Origin of the sequence: Akkermansia sp. UNK.MGS-1 (assembly GCF_000980515.1) — a bacterium.
Lineage (GTDB): Bacteria > Verrucomicrobiota > Verrucomicrobiia > Verrucomicrobiales > Akkermansiaceae > Akkermansia > Akkermansia muciniphila.
Genome location: NZ_LBCB01000014.1, coordinates 217,159 through 232,989 on the forward strand (window position 1 = coordinate 217,159; position 15,831 = coordinate 232,989).

At 52.7% G+C, this 15,831-nt stretch carries 17 protein-coding genes; 10 read left to right on the plus strand and 7 right to left on the minus strand.

Going from position 1 to position 15,831, the window contains the following annotated elements; translation table 11 throughout:
- Positions 1-408: 408 nt before the first annotated feature.
- Both WW58_RS09570 and WW58_RS09575 read left to right on the plus strand, forming a co-directional pair.
- A complete protein-coding gene (locus WW58_RS09570) occupies positions 409-1,149 on the plus strand; it encodes a GDSL-type esterase/lipase family protein (protein WP_237970317.1) in 741 nt (246 codons plus the stop codon).
- An 84-nt stretch (positions 1,150-1,233) separates the two neighbouring features.
- Complete coding sequence (locus tag WW58_RS09575; protein WP_046437144.1) at positions 1,234-3,021, plus strand: sialidase family protein; 1,788 nt, start codon at positions 1,234-1,236, stop codon at positions 3,019-3,021.
- A gap of 10 nt (positions 3,022-3,031) precedes the next feature.
- Here the strand turns inward: WW58_RS09575 and WW58_RS09580 are convergent, their stop codons facing one another.
- Positions 3,032-4,384 carry an ankyrin repeat domain-containing protein gene (locus WW58_RS09580; protein ID WP_180975794.1) on the minus strand — a complete coding sequence of 451 codons (1,353 nt, stop codon included), beginning with the start codon at positions 4,382-4,384 and terminating at the stop codon, positions 3,032-3,034.
- Between the two features lie 486 nt (positions 4,385-4,870).
- Here WW58_RS09580 and WW58_RS09585 point away from each other — a divergent pair, with 486 nt between their 5' ends.
- The 5 genes from WW58_RS09585 to WW58_RS13445 all read left to right on the plus strand — a co-directional run bounded on the left by WW58_RS09585 (position 4,871) and on the right by WW58_RS13445 (position 9,716).
- Positions 4,871-5,770, plus strand: a complete 900-nt coding sequence (locus WW58_RS09585; protein WP_022197045.1) for a Cof-type HAD-IIB family hydrolase — start codon at positions 4,871-4,873, stop codon at positions 5,768-5,770.
- A 617-nt stretch (positions 5,771-6,387) separates the two neighbouring features.
- Positions 6,388-6,768 (plus strand): NADH-quinone oxidoreductase subunit A, encoded by a 381-nt coding sequence (locus WW58_RS09595; RefSeq protein ID WP_012420587.1) that lies wholly within the window; start codon positions 6,388-6,390, stop codon positions 6,766-6,768.
- A 220-nt stretch (positions 6,769-6,988) separates the two neighbouring features.
- Complete coding sequence (locus WW58_RS09600) at positions 6,989-8,149, plus strand: MFS transporter (RefSeq protein WP_046437149.1); 1,161 nt, start codon at positions 6,989-6,991, stop codon at positions 8,147-8,149.
- Positions 8,150-8,517: 368 nt separating this feature from the next.
- Positions 8,518-9,213 carry a hypothetical protein gene (locus WW58_RS09605; protein WP_237970316.1) on the plus strand — a complete coding sequence of 232 codons (696 nt, stop codon included), beginning with the start codon at positions 8,518-8,520 and terminating at the stop codon, positions 9,211-9,213.
- Positions 9,214-9,251: 38 nt separating this feature from the next.
- Entirely contained in the window at positions 9,252-9,716 is a 465-nt protein-coding gene (locus WW58_RS13445; protein ID WP_237970315.1) for a tyrosine-type recombinase/integrase, read from the plus strand.
- On the opposite strand, the gene WW58_RS09610 is transcribed toward WW58_RS13445, so the two are convergent.
- Complete coding sequence (locus tag WW58_RS09610; RefSeq protein WP_046437153.1) at positions 9,685-11,010, minus strand: hypothetical protein; 1,326 nt, start codon at positions 11,008-11,010, stop codon at positions 9,685-9,687. The two genes, WW58_RS13445 and WW58_RS09610, sit on opposite strands and share 32 nt — an antisense overlap.
- A 143-nt stretch (positions 11,011-11,153) precedes the next feature.
- On the opposite strand from WW58_RS09610, the gene WW58_RS09615 reads away from it, so the two are divergent.
- The 3 genes from WW58_RS09615 to WW58_RS09625 all read left to right on the plus strand — a co-directional run bounded on the left by WW58_RS09615 (position 11,154) and on the right by WW58_RS09625 (position 13,678).
- Positions 11,154-11,474, plus strand: a complete 321-nt coding sequence (locus WW58_RS09615; protein WP_046437260.1) for a helix-turn-helix domain-containing protein — start codon at positions 11,154-11,156, stop codon at positions 11,472-11,474.
- Positions 11,467-12,732 (plus strand): type II toxin-antitoxin system HipA family toxin, encoded by a 1,266-nt coding sequence (locus WW58_RS09620; RefSeq protein WP_046437155.1) that lies wholly within the window; start codon positions 11,467-11,469, stop codon positions 12,730-12,732. The genes WW58_RS09615 and WW58_RS09620 overlap by 8 nt, the downstream gene beginning before the upstream one ends.
- Positions 12,733-12,865: 133 nt before the next feature.
- A complete protein-coding gene (locus tag WW58_RS09625; protein ID WP_046437157.1) occupies positions 12,866-13,678 on the plus strand; it encodes a TIGR02391 family protein in 813 nt (270 codons plus the stop codon).
- A 72-nt stretch (positions 13,679-13,750) separates the two neighbouring features.
- Here WW58_RS09625 and WW58_RS13450 read toward each other — a convergent pair whose 3' ends face one another.
- The 5 genes from WW58_RS13450 to WW58_RS09640 are packed head-to-tail and all read right to left on the minus strand — an operon-like array spanning position 13,751 to position 15,745.
- Positions 13,751-13,882, minus strand: coding sequence for a hypothetical protein (locus WW58_RS13450; RefSeq protein WP_256151000.1), 132 nt, complete (start codon positions 13,880-13,882; stop codon positions 13,751-13,753).
- A complete protein-coding gene (locus tag WW58_RS09630; RefSeq protein ID WP_046437160.1) occupies positions 13,882-14,352 on the minus strand; it encodes a hypothetical protein in 471 nt (156 codons plus the stop codon). Before WW58_RS09630 ends, WW58_RS13450 begins: the two co-directional genes overlap by 1 nt.
- Before the next feature lie 28 nt (positions 14,353-14,380).
- Complete coding sequence (locus WW58_RS13455; RefSeq protein WP_180975796.1) at positions 14,381-14,539, minus strand: hypothetical protein; 159 nt, start codon at positions 14,537-14,539, stop codon at positions 14,381-14,383.
- Between the two features lie 9 nt (positions 14,540-14,548).
- A complete protein-coding gene (locus WW58_RS09635) occupies positions 14,549-14,848 on the minus strand; it encodes a hypothetical protein (RefSeq protein ID WP_146023913.1) in 300 nt (99 codons plus the stop codon).
- A gap of 45 nt (positions 14,849-14,893) precedes the next feature.
- Complete coding sequence (locus tag WW58_RS09640; RefSeq protein ID WP_215833420.1) at positions 14,894-15,745, minus strand: DUF932 domain-containing protein; 852 nt, start codon at positions 15,743-15,745, stop codon at positions 14,894-14,896.
- Positions 15,746-15,831 lie beyond the last annotated feature (86 nt).

The following is a 15,831-nucleotide window of genomic DNA, read 5'->3' on the forward strand; positions in this document are numbered from 1 at the left end:
TGCTTGTTTCTCCGGTGCCTGTGCTGATGAATTGCCGCCCACGCTGAAGCCCCAGGAGAACCAGCGGGCCGTGCATGACTGGAAAAACGCCATGAGGCAGTGATGGAACGGACCCGGACCGTCAAACGGGGGTATGTCGTTTTTGGTGAAAGCATTACCCTCCGTTGGGGAGTCGAGCTTTCCTGGGGCAACAGGGCTCTCGGAACAGGAAAGGCCGGATGCGGTGTTCGCCTGGCCGCTGTTGCGGCGGGATTTGCCGGACGGGCAGTGGTCTTTTTTACTCTGCCGGCAAAAGTGGCGCCTGCGATCTTGATGCACGGCAGGATTTGCTTAAACTGGAAACCGGTTTCACTTTTTTATCATGAATTTCTTCTCCTACATGCTCGCCATATTGCTGGGGGGGCCAGTGTGGCGTTTTCCGCACCTTCCATCCCTCCCTCCGCGTTGCCCGCAACCCTGAAGCCGGAGCCCCATCAGCGGGATCCGTATGATTGGAATGCCCGGCATGAAGCCGTTAAAAAAAGAAACCGGACCGTCAAGCCTGAATATGTGATGATAGGGGACAGCATTACCCACCACTGGGGAGGGGAGCCTTCCGGGGACGGAAAAAACACGGGAGCGGGTTCCTGGGAGAAATTATTCCGTCCGCATACTGCGACGAATATGGGCTTTGGATTTGATTATGTGGATAATGCCTATTACCGTGTGCAAAACGGGGAGCTGGACGGCATTTCTCCGCGGGTCATCATCGTGCTGCTGGGAACCAATAATCTGGGGCACCGCAAGGATACGCCGCAGGCATGTGCGGACAATATCAGGGCGTTTGTCCGCCTGGTGCGCCGGAAATGCCCCTCTTCCAAAATTCTGTTGCTGGGCGTTCTTCCAAGGAAGGAGAAAAACCTGGCGGAACCGGTGAAGCAGACGAACAGGCTGCTGGCGGAGCTGCATAACGGAAAGAACATTTTCTTTGCCGATCCGGGAAAGGCTCTTCTTTCCGCAGACGGTGCTTCTCCTCAGAATGAATTTATGAAGGATGTGGTGCATCCCAATGCCAGGGGATATGAGGTTTTGGAAAAGGAACTGGCCGTACTTTTGAAAAAGCTTGATGCAAAATACCGGGGAGGGAAGCAGGCGGGAAAGCATTCCTGATGATCGTCTTCTGATGGAAGGCAGGATTTTGCTTGAAGGGAAAGCCCCGGCTGAGGAAAATATACGGCATTTGATATTTAGTTTATGAAAAACCTGTTGTTTGCATTGTTGACCGGTTCCTTTTGTTGCTGTTATGCCCAACAGAAGGCAGCACCCGTTCCGGAGCCTGAAGTTGTCGCCACTCCGCCGGCTGATGCGGGGCGCGGCCTCATCCGTGTGGACTCCCGTGAAATACGCCATTATTCCGGTACCCGCAAGGGACCGGATTACCTGGTCAGCAGGGATAACGGAAAAATATGGGAAATGAAGGCCGCTCCGGCTGGCTACCCTCCCAACTACGGCGGCATTCCCAAGGAATCTCCGGCTATTGTGCGCAACCCCCTGACCAGGGAATTCATTCGTGTGCAGCCTATCGGAGGCTTTGTATTTCTTTCCAAGGGGGGGCTGGACGGCAAGTGGTTTGCCGTCACGAATGACGGCAAGCTGGAAGAAGACTGGAAAGATCCGGAAAAGAGGAAAAATCTGAAAAAACTGGGCGGCATCATGCGCACCCCTGTTTTTGTGAACAAGGGCCGCAGGGTGATTGTTCCGTTCCACAACATGGGCAGCGGTACCAAGTTTCATATTTCCGATGACGGGGGACTGACCTGGCATGTATCCAGGAACGGTGTTACTTCCCCCAAACATGAAGCCAGGCCCCCCCACCAGGGTGTCAGATGGTTCAACAATGCCGTGGAAGCCACGGTTTTGGAGATGAAGGACGGTTCGTTGTGGGCGCTTGTCCGTACTTCCCTGGACCAGGCGTGGCAGGCTTTCTCCAGGGATTACGGTGAAACATGGAGCAAACCGGAACCTTCCCGCTTTTTCGGCACCCTGACCATGAATACGTTGGGCCGCCTGGATGACGGAACCATCGTTTCCCTGTGGACGAATACGATGGCTCTGCCTGAAAACGCCACAGCCGGCAACGGAACGTGGGAAGACGTGTTCACGAACCGTGATTCCCACCACATTGCCATGTCCGGGGACGAGGGTAAAACCTGGTACGGATTCCGGGAGATTATCCTGGACGAACACCGCAACCATCCCGGCTATGCTACGCTGGATGGTCCGGAAGACCGCGGCAAACACCAGAGCGAAATGGTGCAGCTGGACAAAAACCGCATCCTTATTTCCCTGGGGCAGCATAAAAACCACCGCCGCCTGGTTATTGTGGACCGCCGCTGGGTAGGGGCCAAGACGCGTGCTACGCAGACGGGGAAAGATTCGGATTCCCAGTGGACCATTCATACTTATATTCCCCAGAAAAAGGGCCATTGCAGTTATAACCGCAAGCCTTCCGCAGAGCTGGTTCCGGATCCGTCCGGAAGTACGAAAAAGGTGCTGCAAATCAAGCGTCTGAATGATCCCGAACTGGTCAATGAAAAATCCAATGTGGATTACCGGAACGCTGGAGCTGCCTGGAACTTTCCGAACGGGACCACAGGGCTGGTCAAATTCCGCTTCCGTGCAGCGGACGGGGATCAGGCGGATGATTCCGGCCTTCAGGTCTCTCTGACGGATCGGCTTTTCAATGCCTGTGATTCCACTACGAAGGATTATGCCCTGTTTACCTTCCCGATCAGGCTGAGACCTGCGCCCCATCTGCTGCTGGGGATGAAAAAAGTGCCTTTCACGCCCGGCGCGTGGCATGAAATTTCCCTTCTGTGGCAGGGGGGGCAGGCTGTGGTGTCTTTGGACGGAAAGAAGGCCGGAACGTTGAAAATGGCTAATAAGTCCCCCAATGGAGCCAGTTATATTCATTTCATCAGCACCGGTTCCCAACCGGATGCCGGCATTCTGCTGGATACGGTGAATGCCCGTGTGAAATAAACGGCGGTATTCAACGGTTTTCCTTCTTCGGAAGCGGCGGAGCGCTCAATTCCGGCAGGTATTTCAGCACCATTTGGAGATGTTCGTTTGACCGGTTGCCTATCCGCTGGAGGGCTGTGCGTCCGTATTTGTCTCTCAGGGAGGGGTCTGCGCGGTGGTCCAGCAGAAGACGCGCAATACCCAGTTTCAGCCGGTCCAGGGAATCGTCTCCCAGCAACATTCCTCGGCAGCACGCCATGAGGGGAGTCTCTCCGGCGGCGTTTTGATGGTTGACGTCCGCTCCCTCGCTGATGAAGAGACTGACCAGCTCCCTGATTTGAGGGAGCTGGGACACATCAATGAAAGCCAGCTGGCGGCACAGGTTCAGCAGGGCCGTGTCCCCCGTGGTTTCCGGCAGGGTTGTGGACGCGGGCATGGCCGCATTCACGTCCGCACCGTATTCCAGCAGAATATGTGCGATTTGCAGTGCGGTGTTCGGAGTGTTCAGGTTCAGGGAAAGAAGGGGCGGGACCATTTCCCCGCGGAAATTGGGATCGTACCCGGCTTCGCAAAGCTTGCGGACCAGCAGGGGGTATCCGGCGGCCGTGGCCCATGTGAGCAGACTTGTTTTTTTACCTTTCAATTCAGGCTGGAGGGAAATATCCGCACCGCATTTCAGAAGAAACAGGGCTGATTCCTCATAGGGTGCTCCTCCAATACCGGCCACACAGGTGATGACGAGGGGCGGCCAGCCCAGCGGCCCCGGTTTATTCACATCCGCACCGTATTGAATCAGGAGATTAAGGCAGGAGATCCTGTTATGCACCGGCAGGGGCGTGGAGTCGTCCATGCCTGGCTGGCAGGCGTAAGTCAGGGGGGTATTTCCCTGTTCGGAGTCCGGAATGGAGGGAAAGGCCTGTTGCGGCAGGATGATCTGGACGTTCGGGTCCGCATGGCGCTGTAAAAGGCGGTTCAGCAACTGCACTTCTCCGAGCCCGGCGGCAAGATGCAGCAGGGTTTCATGGGATGGAGTGATGCAGCGTCCGTCTGCGCTTTCCGCCGTGTCCCGTATCATCTGAAGCCGTTCCCTGATTTCGTCCTTCATATATTGGCGCATGGAAACTTCGGAAAACATGTGCCAGTCAATATGGCGTGAATTGAGGGAAAGCCCGCGGTAAATGAAACGTTCCGGGCTTCGATGGGCTGTGAAATTCGCTACGGTAAGAATTTGTTCTTTTTCCGCTTTTGTCCAGATAGGGTTGAAATTCCATTCCGCGGGAGAAGAATCATTCCTGTTCAGCCAGAAAACGGCGAAAATCGCGGCAAGAGAGGCAAAAAAGCTCAAAGCTCCAAGAAACCAGAGAGTTTTCTTTCTTAAAGTCATGTGTATCATAAGCAGGGGTACTGCGAAAGGCCATGATGCAGGAATCCATAACTCCGGGCAATGAAAAAATAGTATGAGCAAAGAATGCCCGGGGCAAACCATGTGGGAATTCGGGTGGCGGATTGCAAATTCGGAGGAGAATTTTTTCCTCTTCATCTGGGAAAAAAGCTCGTAGATAAAGAGAATTACGAAGGAAACGGAAAATATGGTGTCATGGGCCGGACTTCACAAAAATTATGGAGTTTATGGCGTGGATCATTTAACTCCAATTATTTGAATTGTATCCGAATTTGCAATTCGGTGTGATACGCTAAATATTGCGGATGTGCGGATGGTTTCAAATTATTTGCATTTGCCGCTGCTGCACTCACGGTAGAATGAAGGAAGCTGAAACTTATGGAAGAAATGGAGATTCTCCCGTAAAATGATGGAGAGAACTGTATCCTTGCTGCTGGCCTCCTGGTCTTTCCTTTCGCTGTCCGCTCCATGCTGTCTGAAGCCGCTCTTGCCCTGGAAGTAAGGATAAACGATGATTCTGGCAGCGTTATGGATTCCGTCAAACTTATTGCGTCCGATATGGATGGGACGCTGCTTAATGGAAAAGGTGAATTGGACCCTGCGTTTTTTCCCTTGTTTAGGGAACTTGAGCTTCGCGGCATTCGTTTTGCGGCAGCAAGCGGCCGCCAGTATGACGGATTGCTCCGGACCTTTGCCCCCGTGGCGGACCGGATGCTGTTTATTGCCGAGAATGGCGCTTATGCGGCGGCGGGTAGAAAAGAATGGCTGCTTCTGGACATGGATCATGAAACGGTAGCCGGTTTGATTGCCGGGATCAGGTGCATTGAAGGAACCTGCATCGTCCTCGCAGGGCGGGATTCCGCATATATTGAGGACAAACAGCCGGAATTCGTCCGGGAGGCCCGCAAATATTACACACGCTGTCAAGAAGTGGGGGACCTGCTGGACGTGCGGGGAGACAAACTTTTGAAAATAGCAGTATATGACTTCCTGGGAGCCGGGGAAAACAGTTATCCCCGGCTGAAGCATTTGGAACATGGCTTCCAGGTGGCTGTCTCCGGAGAGAAATGGATGGATATCAGCCGGAAAGGGGCCAATAAGGGGGCCGCTCTGGAATTGATTCAGAGGAAACTGGGAATTTCTTCGGAGGAAACGATGGTTTTCGGAGATCAGATGAATGACGCTTCAATGATACGGCAGGCGCGTTTCAGTTATGCCATGGCGAATGCCGTGCCGGAAATCCGTTCCATGGCCGCATTTGAGGCGCCGTCCAATGAGGAAAACGGAGTGATGCAGGTGCTTGGAAAGATGTTGGACGCCCATTCTCCGCAGGGAAGGGCCGGGAATTGCAGGAAACCCCGTCTCTAATTGCCGGGTAATGGAATAAAATCAGGGTTATGTTGATGTTATTGTCAGATTTTTTTAATATGCTGGCGATGGCCGTGTTCGCTTGCATTGGCGGTGTTTTTCTGGGAATGGGCTTTCTGCTGCTTAAATTGGCGGGAATTTTTTTCGGAATATTGGCGGGGTGTATTATTCTGATGGAAGCGGCCGGAAGGTGGATTTCCCATTTGATGGGGGCGTGAGTCCGTTATTCCCGGCAATGAAGGGGATTCCTGTACGCTTTCCGTGAGGGGAGAGCTTTCTGATGGCTGGGCCATTGCCGGCTGCTGTTGTTGCCGGTTCATTGCCGAATGCTGAAGTGGAAGGCTGCATCCTGCCTGGATTCTGCGTGTTAAAACCGGATAGCGGAGTTTTGTGATAAACAGACGTTTGCCGTAAGATGCCCTGGAAGACAGAGCCCCGCAGAAAGGAAGTCCCAAGGATATGAAATGCCGGGCGTCCCCATGGAAGGGACTGTTGCCTTTGTACTATTTGACAGGGCGGGAGACGGAATTTTACCGTCCCTCCCGTCAGCATGAAAGCTGTTGTCCTTTTTAGTTTTGCTTTTCCGCAATGTCTGTGGTACACCCGTGCCAGACGTCATGAATCAGGAATTTTTTTCAGTGCTCGTGCAGGTGGCGGCCGCCCTGGGGCTGGCCGGCATGATCTTGTTGCTCAGTATCTTGATGGGCAAGCGTTCTTCCGTGCGTAAACCGGCGGACATTCCCTACGAATGCGGGATGATTCCCATGGGGGAAGGTGCCCCCATGTTCTCTGTAAAATTCTATATGGTGGCCATGCTCTTTGTCATTTTTGACTTGGAAGTGGTATTCCTCTACCCCTGGGCCGTCAATTTCCGGGACTATATTATGATGAATCCGGAATCGTTCACGGCCATGTGCATTTTCATTGGCATTTTGCTGGTGGCCTACCTGTATGCGCTGGGCAAGGGTGCCCTGAACTGGCACCACGATCCCCGTTGACCGTTTTTGTTCCCTTTTACCAACGCCGTGTTCCATGAGGAATACGGCGTTTTTTATGTGAAAGAAAAATTGCCTTGGAAAATGGCGGGGGAGAAATATCCGTAAATCCTGTCCTTTTTCCGGATGCCTGTTTGCGTGTAAAATCATATTGTACAAAAGATGATTTCTCTTGCCAGAAGAGTGGAATAGGGATAGCGTTTGCGCGATCAGGAAATTCATCATGAATATGCCTCTTCCTAAAACGACGCAAGGTGTTTATCGTCTGTCGGTCAGTACCTTTTATTTTCTTCAGGGTTTGGTGTTCGCCAGTTGGGCATCCCGCATCCCGGACATCAAAAGTGCATTGGGGTTGAACGATGCCGACTTGGGGTCCGTTCTCTTTGCCGTCCCGGTGGGGCAGATGTCCGCCATGGCGCTATCCGGTTACCTGGTTGGCCGTTGCGGCAGCCGGAAAATACTGATGGCGGCATCCGTCTTTTATCCTGCCGTGCTTGTATGCCTGGGTATGGCGGGGTCTTTCTGGGAACTGGCGGCCGGGTTATTTTTCTTTGGGGTAGCCGCAAATCTGACGAATATATCCGTCAATACGCAGGGAGTGGGAGTGGAACGGCTGTACCAGTGCAGCATCATGGCCCGGTTCCACGGTTTATGGAGCCTGGCGGGTTTTTTCGGAGCTTTGCTGGGAGCTGCCATGGTGGACTGGCATATTTCTGCGGAAACGCATTTCATCGCCATTTTCCTGATATGCATGATTATTCTGGCCGTTTTTTCCCCCTCTCTTCTGCCGAGGGATGCCCGGCGTTCCTCCTCCCAGGGAGGCGGCATGTTCCGGAGCATGGATGCTTATGTACTGGTCATCGGGCTGATCGCCTTCGGAAGCATGGTGAGCGAAGGAACCATGTTTGACTGGAGCGGCGTGTACTTTGAAAGCGTGGTAAAACCCGGTCCGGGGCTGGTGCAGATGGGATACGTGGCATTCATGAGCACCATGGCCCTGGGGCGTTTTACGGCAGACCGCCTGGTGATGCGCTTCGGGCCTGTGCGGGTTCTGCGCGCCAGCGGCATCCTTATTGCCTCCGGATTGCTCGTCTCCGTCCTGTTCCCGATGCTGTGGTCCGCCACGCTGGGCTTTCTGCTGGTGGGTTTTGGCACCTCTTCCATTGTCCCGCTCTGCTACAGCATGGCCGGGAAATCCCGGAAAATGATTCCCAGCATGGCGCTGGCTTCCGTCTCCACCATTGGCTTTCTGGGGTTCCTGATGGGCCCTCCGGTCATCGGGCATATCGCCCATGCTTCCTCCCTCCGGTGGTCTTTCTCCCTGATTGCCCTGATTGGACTGGGGACGGCTCTTATCGCTCCTTTACTCAAAAAATATAGGTAACCACTATTAATGATATGCCTCTATTATGAAATGGTGCGCCTGGCAGGACTCGAACCTGTACGCCTTTCGGCACCAGATCCTAAGTCTGAATCAGTATTTTAATTATCAATTAGTTAAATTTCTGTACACAGTTTGTACACACTTTCGATTTGTCAATGAAAATGAGCTATGGGATACTTTCAACCGTGAGGAGATCCCGGAAAAAACATTATGGTTCACATATCTCTCTTACCTGTAGAATGCACCGGGGAAAGAAAAAATGGCTGGTGCGCAATATGTCGGTACGTCCGCATATTCATCGGCTCTTTGATACCTATGAAAAGGCATGAGAAGCCTATCAACGGCTTCTGCATCAGTCCTTGGAGGATATGTTGCCGGAATACTTGCGAAAGCAGGAGTGGAGGGAACATGTTGATGAACATGATTACAATGCCATTCTTTTATGGCGGGAATTTAGGAACATCTATGATGAAGTGACCCAACAATCCTCCCTTCCTTTGTATTTGGTAGTACGGGAAGCCTTGAAAAACCTGAAGCAGGAAATAGCCAACGGTGCAAGTTATGGCCGGAAAGACGCTGATGGTAACTGGATTGTAACGCGAACGGACCAGGAAAATCTGGATCGACTGGAGGAACTGACAAATTTGTTTTCTCTGACCAGATTCCTTGCCAATAAAACAGAACAGGTTAAGGTCGATTTTAAAAGAAAGTTTGGTCTTCTTGCAGAACAATATCGAGAGGTTATCGACAAAAAACTTGAATCAAATCTGGTCAAGAAAGCCCATCATGACAGCATGGTCATGGAACTGCAAAAATGGGCACAGGGATGGGAAGACCTTCCGCTCAATCAGATTACATCGGACATGATCGAAGAAAAGCTGGCTTCTTCCGATATCGAAAACAACCGCTCAGCAACGCCACTAGACGACGTTACCGCACAACCCTGCATGGATTTTTTGTCTGGGCGCAGAGCAGGGACCTCATTGCATATAACCCGGTCAAAAGGACTCTTGCCCCGAGAGCTGAATCTGTCGAGATTGGCATTATCTCCCCGGGCGATCTGAAGAAACTTCTACAGGCAGCGCTTGATCATGACAAAGGCATGTTGTTTCGTTTGGTCTTGGCCGCCTTTTGTGGCCTGCGGCGCTCCGAATGTGTCAGAATAACGCCAGACGCCATTCTTGATGAAAAGGATGAAGTATTTGTCTCGGCATCTATAGCCAAAACTGGGAAGCAGCGTTTTGTACCACTTCCCACAGCAGCCAAAGCATGGCTCGCTTTGGCGAAATATGAACCACCTCCTGACGAAATTGACAGATTACATGAGAACCGCCATGGGCGTTGCCTCAAAAAACTGGCAGAAATTGCAGGAATTGTTCTGCCTCATAACGCCCTGCGCCATTCATTCGCTTCATATGCTGCCGCCAAGACACACGACATTCCCCGGGTGTCCATGTGGCTGGGACACACGAGCTCCAACATGACGGAGAAGCACTACCGGGAAGGTGTGCGAGCAGCCGAGGGCGAGGCATGGTTCAACATTTTTCCGGAAGAAGAAACGAAATAAATGCGATGTAGTCGACGACATAGGCTTGCTTTGCCTGCATGTCCAGGGCTTCATTAGCGGCTCCCTGAACTTTGTTGGCAATCGTCTCAACGCCGCCAGTGGGAGGGGCTCCGGCTTTCGCCGCCGCAGGAGCTATGCCTGGTGATGGCGGCAACGTAGGTCCTACGGGACGCCGGGCAAGTTGGTTTGGCGGCATCTTTGGTGGCTGCTGTGGAGGCATTGAAGCAGTTTTATTCCAAGGCTGTTGAGTTCCCCATACTAATCCGCCAGAAGAACGTGCGAGAGGCTGAGGCGAAGGCGCTCCTTGAATCTTGGGTTGTGCGTTTGCAGTCCTGTAAGATGACAAGTACTGCTGAGCCTCACGACGTTGTTGTACCTCTTGCTGATTGAATTGTTTAACCTTATTTACCGCAACCATGGGGCTAGCAAGAGCCGCACCGCCGGGAATCATGGTCGCCAAATTAGTAACAGCATTACTAGCCGCATCCTGCCACGACGCATACTTGTCGAGATCCTCGTCGCTGAAATCTTCATCCGGGTCAGCGGTATACCCGGCTGGAGCTGAACCTGTATTCGCGTATGAAGCTTGAGCTTGAGCTTTCGGATCTCCTTCGGTGACAGCAGGTGGTGCGACAACGTTTGCAGCAGAAGAACCGATTAGAACGCCTCCGAGGCCGCCAGCGCCCATTCCCAGAATGCCAGTCAGAGCTGTTGCTGTGTCCCCGGCTCCGAGATGGCGTGCTAGGTGAGCTGCACCTGCGCCGCCGCCCAGGGCACCTACGGTGCCTCCTACGCCAGCACCGAGAGCTTTTGCCAACAAATTGGCAAGACCGGGAGATGTGGATGCTGCTTTTGTCAAAGCGGGAAACTCGACAACATTGTCAGACTGTTGAGCCTTCGCCGTCTGCTGGGCCTTCCATTCCTCGTACGGAACAAGCTTGCCTGTTTCAGGGTCGCGCTTGAAGGAGTTGGCTCGTACGTTCTTCCGGGCCTGGAGACGTACGCCCCGGTTGAGTCCTTCGATGAGGGTGGGGCTCATTCCGGGCATGTCGATGGGCAGTTCGACTTCGGCGGCCGTGTTCGGATCTTTTTTGGAACCGGGCAGCTTGAGCTTGATTTTGCCCATGTCGGACTTGGGGTCTTTGCGGGTGAGGTACTTGCCGGTGGCAACGGCTCCCGTTGCGAGGGCTCCGGCTCCCAGGAGGCCAAGGAGAAGGTTGAGATTTCTGGAGTTGGAGGCTAAGACTAAGTTGGTCTTAGCTATAGAAGTGGCCCAAGTAGTGCGCTGTATCATAACGCTACGCGTATGATACAGCGCACTACTTGGTAATGGGAGAAAAATTATTTTGGGTTGGAATGAACTCTATATTTCTCATAATGACTCATATATTGTTCATATTTCTTGTTTTTGCTTACTATATGATACATATTTCTCTCATGAAAACCACATCCCCATTGCCGGGGCCAGTGAAAGTGGCACTCAAGAAGCTGGGAGCAGACATTAGCGATGCCCGTAAGAGGAGGCGTGTCCCCACGACGCTTATGGCAGAGAGAGCCTTTATCTCGCGTTCCACGCTTGGACGTATAGAAAAGGGCGATCCAAGTGTCTCCTTGGGCAACTATGCCGCTGTTTTGTTTGTGCTGGGGCTGACTGACCGTCTCAAAAACCTTGTCGATGCCAATAACGATCCTGTAGGCCGAGCTCTTGAAGAAGAACGTCTGCCCAAACGTATCCACCTTCCCAAGACCCATGAGTGATACTCCCATCGACGTATTTATTGACCTGCCTTCCTTCCCGGGGCCGGTACAAGCGGGCAGGTTATGGTCGCACTTTCGCAAAGGGCGTGAATCTGCCTCCTTCGAATACAACAAGGAATGGCTCGCAAATCCGCACAGATTTGCTCTTGAACCACTCCTCCCCCTGGCTGACGGCACTTTTCATACCAATCCCGGGCAAAGTGTATTCGGAGCGATTGGCGATTCCACTCCTGACAGGTGGGGGCGCATTCTGATGCGGCGGGCTGAACTGGCTCGTGCACGAACAGCCAATGAAAGCCCCCATACGCTCTCCGAACTGGACTACCTGCTCAGGGTAAACGACGAGGCAAGGCAGGGAGCGCTGCGCTTTTCACAGGATGGAGGACAATCGTTCTGCGCTCCTCCGGGATCAACACCAATTCCGCCTCTGGTCAACCTGTCCCGTCTGCTGCATGCTGCTGATCATTTCTGCCGGGACGATGAAAATGCAGAAGACCTGCGATTGCTCCTCGCTCCCGGTTCTTCTCTCGGAGGAGCTCGGCCGAAGGCATCGGTAAAAGATAAGAAGGGGAATCTCTGCATTGCCAAGTTTCCCCGGTACGATGATGAATACAACGTTGTTGCATGGGAAGCAGTCGCCTTGACTCTCGCCTCCAAAGCCGGGCTTCAAGTCCCGCGTTTCGAACTGGAGAAAATAACTGACAAGGATGTCCTGATCGTCTGGCGTTTTGATCGCACCCGGGAACAGCGAAGAATCTCCTACCTGTCGGCCATGAGCATGTTGGGAGCTAGGGATAACGAGCAACACAGTTATCTTGAAATCGTAGACGCCATACGCCAGTATGGTGCTGCGCCCAGACAAGACTTGCGCCAGCTATGGCAACGGGTCGCCTTCAGCGTCATGATTTCCAACACGGACGATCATTTGCGGAATCACGGATTTCTTCAGACGGGAGGAACAGGCTGGTCTTTATCGCCACTGTTTGACGTAAACCCGACTCCTGAAGATATACGCCCTCGCTACCTCAATACGGCTATCGACTGGGAAGATACATCCGCATCTCTGGATGTCCTTCTTAGCATCGCTCCCGAATGCGGGATTAAGACCTCTGAAACGAATGACCTGTTGGAACCGATTGCCCGGGCTGTCAGTCAGTGGCGTCAGGTTGCGGAATCATTCGGCATCAGCAAACAGGAGCAGGATCGCATGGCGTCTGCCTTTGAGCATGCAGATGGTTACTCTGCGGTATTAACGTAGGAATCTTGTCGGTATAATTGTCCCAGCCCCCGTGAATGTAGTATCAAGATGTATCAGGATTTCAGCGTAGATTTCGTTGCGATAGTTAACAGATTGTCCTTCTCAGGCTGGCAAGGGCATTGTAAAAATAAGTATGCTAATTACGGATAAATTTTCGTCCAATACAATTGAAGAGATCGCCAAAATATTGGGCGAAACTTTGACTGGAGGAGAAATTGCCCGGTTTCTTCGGGAAAGTAACATTACAGAGATTGATTGCTTGAGTACGACCAAGTGGCGCAGGTTAAATGCCAGTTTTCTTGGAAGTCAGATTTCCTTACAAAATGCCTCGGCTATTTGCAGCTGTATTGAGAATATTTTGAGTCCAATACGCTTTGTATCCAGACAGGATAATTTCGAGGAATACCAAAAAGCAATTAATGTTGTATTAGCTTTTGAAGGTCTCATGCTTTCTTTGGAAGGAAGGCTATCGCCAAGGCCAAAGGTAGCAACATTGACAGAAGCACAGAGACGAGAAAAAAGACTCCATGAAAAACTGGTTCAACGTGGGGCTCATGACAATATATTCAAGTATTGTCGTGCGGAGCTTCTTGAAGAAAACTATTTTCATTCAATTTTTGAAGCAGCCAAAAGCATTTTTGACCGCTTACGCGAATTGACAGGATTAGAACAAGATGGAGCGAAGCTTATAGACACTGTATTTAGCATTGATCGCCCTCTACTTGTGATCAATGGATTATGTACAGATAGCGAAAAATCCGAGCATAAAGGCTTTGCTACCCTTTTAAAGGGAATCTACGGAACATTCAGAAACCCTTTTGCCCATGCGGCAAAAATTAAATGGGCGACAAGCGAAACAGATGCTCTCGATATTCTGAGCACGATTTCTTTTGTTCATAGGAGATTGGATGAGGCACAGAAAACATGCTTTGCCTCCATCTCGTAAATCCGGAATCTTCATATGACAGATAAAAAACAGCTCTTCTTCATGATGAAGAAGAGTTGCTGAATGACGGCCTTATCCGTCCCTGGCTTCCAGCGTCCTGACGATCGCCTCGGCTCCACGCTTGTACACAGTTACCGCCAACAGCTCTCCGTCTCGAAAGACAGCCCAGAAGCGGGTGCCCTTGTACTTTTCAATCGTCAGCATCAGGCAAAGTCCTCCTTTCCTGGGTGATGGTGTGAGTCGAGCAGATGTCTCAGTACGGCCCCGATATTGGCTTCATACATGTCCCGTGTGTGCTTGTTGCAGGCGACAGCATAAAGGCACCGGGCATCAAGGATGTCGATGCCCTCACCACAGAGCCGGATGCAGCTTTCCAGTGTATCCAGTTCCGCATCCGGAATCGGCGAATCCAGCAGGATGCTTTCGTCTTCGTCCAGTGACTCTTGCTGTTCTTCCGTCAGTGCCGGGAGGTTCACCAGAGCCGTCATGGACGGGCCATGAATCGTCAGTTTGCTCAGACCCAGCGAAGAATCGTTCTGCTGGCTGTTGTAGAGCGACACCGCCTTTTCGATCCGTGCCAATAGTTCCGTGTCCACTTCCAGGTACACATACGGAGCATCCGTATCGTATTCGCTCGTGGAACACAGTTGAGCGATGATGGGTATCGTCTTCATGTTTCGTTCTCTTCCTTTCCTGTCAGAGTTACTTGCAGAAGAAGGCGATGACGCCCAGGATCAACAGCACGGCTAGCAGGTACGGAGCTACGGCCACCAGAGCCGACAGGATACCGACGACAATCGGCCCCACCAGACACAGCAGTACGAGCGCCGCCAGAGCAATGAGGAGGTCTTTCATGTTCATGGCCGTGCCTCATGCGGTAACTCTTGCCCGGGATGATCGACGAGCCGGAGCGGTAGCGGCCACCCATTGCCTGAGCGCCTGCCGTCCGGCATAGGTAATCAGCCAGCAGTCGGGACGAAGCAGGAATTCCTCTTCCTTCGTACGGATGATGAATTCCCGCCCTGCCAGACCACGGACGGCATGCCTGACGCTCTCTTGTTCGATGCCACGGCATTCCGCCATGATCTCCTCGTCACTGCGTTCGAAGTCGCCGTGAAGGTACAGGAGAATGGACAGTTCCAGTCCGGTCAGGGACGGAGTCCGTCTCATACGTTTCATTCTGAGATGATGTTTTCTTTTCATGATCGTCTCGGGTCAGTTGTTCAGGGTGTAGCTGTCGGCCAGATCCCAGAGCTCCCGGTTCAGTCGCGTGTTGCCGTCAATACCGTTGAGAGCCCGCAGGGAACGACGACGATAGGCACCTTCCTTCTGTGGCTTCAAGGGAACGCCTCCCCGGATCAGATTTTCCTGAACCCGGTTGAAGCACTGCCAGACGGTAGCCGGTCCTCCCGCTGTAAAGCCGATGTCGTTCCAGCGCCGGGGCGACAGAAGGGCTTCAGGACGTATCCTGTCTTCGTAGTCGTCTCCCAGGCGCAGCCGGGCCGCTTCATGAACAAAGTTCACCTGTCGCCTGTAGGGGAGTTCCACTCCCTGCATGCGGCGAATGTCGTCCATGATACGGGGCGTTTCGGAGGCCAACTGAAGACTGGCCGCAATCACCTCGTCTCCGGTATGGCCCATATGGCGGATGTTGATGGCGGCAATACGTGCCCCGACAATCAGACCGTTAGTACAGACCAGCCGGAAGATGCCTGCCATGAGCTGGTAGGAGCAGCTGCCGTTGTGACTGTTGATCATGACCACTTCGATGCGTTCGTCCCGGTTGTGTTCCAGCACATCCCGGTGGGCGAAGCGAATCAGGTGCTTGCGGGTAGGGGTGCCGTCCGGTTTCCGGGTACGCTGTTCCTGAGCTCCGACGACGAGGAACCCTGCTTCTTCCATCTGGTCGAGCAGGGAGTCAGAGGAGACGAATCGATACTTCTCCGTACGACTATCATCTTCGCGGTCGGCAAAGACGGAGGGTGCGACACGCCGGACCTGGTTTCTATCCAGCGGGCTGTTGTCGCGGTTGCGATAGAGTTCGCGTGTGGATGTATGAGTATTCATGTTCATTGATGATTGGTTTGTTGCAATAAAAAGCCCGCCTCCCGGAACAAGGCCGGGAGGCGGGCACTGGCAGAAAGTAGAGAATC

Excerpts from the sequence above, each read along its gene's own strand:
- WW58_RS09575 (WP_046437144.1), top strand. The coding sequence starts at position 1,234 with ATGAAAAACCTGTTGTTTGCATTGTTGACCGGTTCCTTTTGTTGCTGT.
- WW58_RS09580 (WP_180975794.1), bottom strand. The coding sequence starts at position 4,384 with ATGACTTTAAGAAAGAAAACTCTCTGGTTTCTTGGAGCTTTGAGCTTT.
- WW58_RS09585 (WP_022197045.1), top strand. The coding sequence starts at position 4,871 with ATGCTGTCTGAAGCCGCTCTTGCCCTGGAAGTAAGGATAAACGATGAT.
- WW58_RS09595 (WP_012420587.1), top strand. The coding sequence starts at position 6,388 with ATGAATCAGGAATTTTTTTCAGTGCTCGTGCAGGTGGCGGCCGCCCTG.
- WW58_RS09600 (WP_046437149.1), top strand. The coding sequence starts at position 6,989 with ATGAATATGCCTCTTCCTAAAACGACGCAAGGTGTTTATCGTCTGTCG.
- WW58_RS09605 (WP_237970316.1), top strand. The coding sequence starts at position 8,518 with ATGTTGCCGGAATACTTGCGAAAGCAGGAGTGGAGGGAACATGTTGAT.
- WW58_RS13445 (WP_237970315.1), top strand. The coding sequence starts at position 9,252 with ATGTTGTTTCGTTTGGTCTTGGCCGCCTTTTGTGGCCTGCGGCGCTCC.
- WW58_RS09610 (WP_046437153.1), bottom strand. The coding sequence starts at position 11,010 with ATGATACAGCGCACTACTTGGGCCACTTCTATAGCTAAGACCAACTTA.
- WW58_RS09615 (WP_046437260.1), top strand. The coding sequence starts at position 11,154 with ATGAAAACCACATCCCCATTGCCGGGGCCAGTGAAAGTGGCACTCAAG.
- WW58_RS09620 (WP_046437155.1), top strand. The coding sequence starts at position 11,467 with ATGAGTGATACTCCCATCGACGTATTTATTGACCTGCCTTCCTTCCCG.
- WW58_RS09625 (WP_046437157.1), top strand. The coding sequence starts at position 12,866 with ATGCTAATTACGGATAAATTTTCGTCCAATACAATTGAAGAGATCGCC.
- WW58_RS13450 (WP_256151000.1), bottom strand. The coding sequence starts at position 13,882 with ATGCTGACGATTGAAAAGTACAAGGGCACCCGCTTCTGGGCTGTCTTT.
- WW58_RS09630 (WP_046437160.1), bottom strand. The coding sequence starts at position 14,352 with ATGAAGACGATACCCATCATCGCTCAACTGTGTTCCACGAGCGAATAC.
- WW58_RS13455 (WP_180975796.1), bottom strand. The coding sequence starts at position 14,539 with ATGAACATGAAAGACCTCCTCATTGCTCTGGCGGCGCTCGTACTGCTG.
- WW58_RS09635 (WP_146023913.1), bottom strand. The coding sequence starts at position 14,848 with ATGAGACGGACTCCGTCCCTGACCGGACTGGAACTGTCCATTCTCCTG.
- WW58_RS09640 (WP_215833420.1), bottom strand. The coding sequence starts at position 15,745 with ATGAATACTCATACATCCACACGCGAACTCTATCGCAACCGCGACAAC.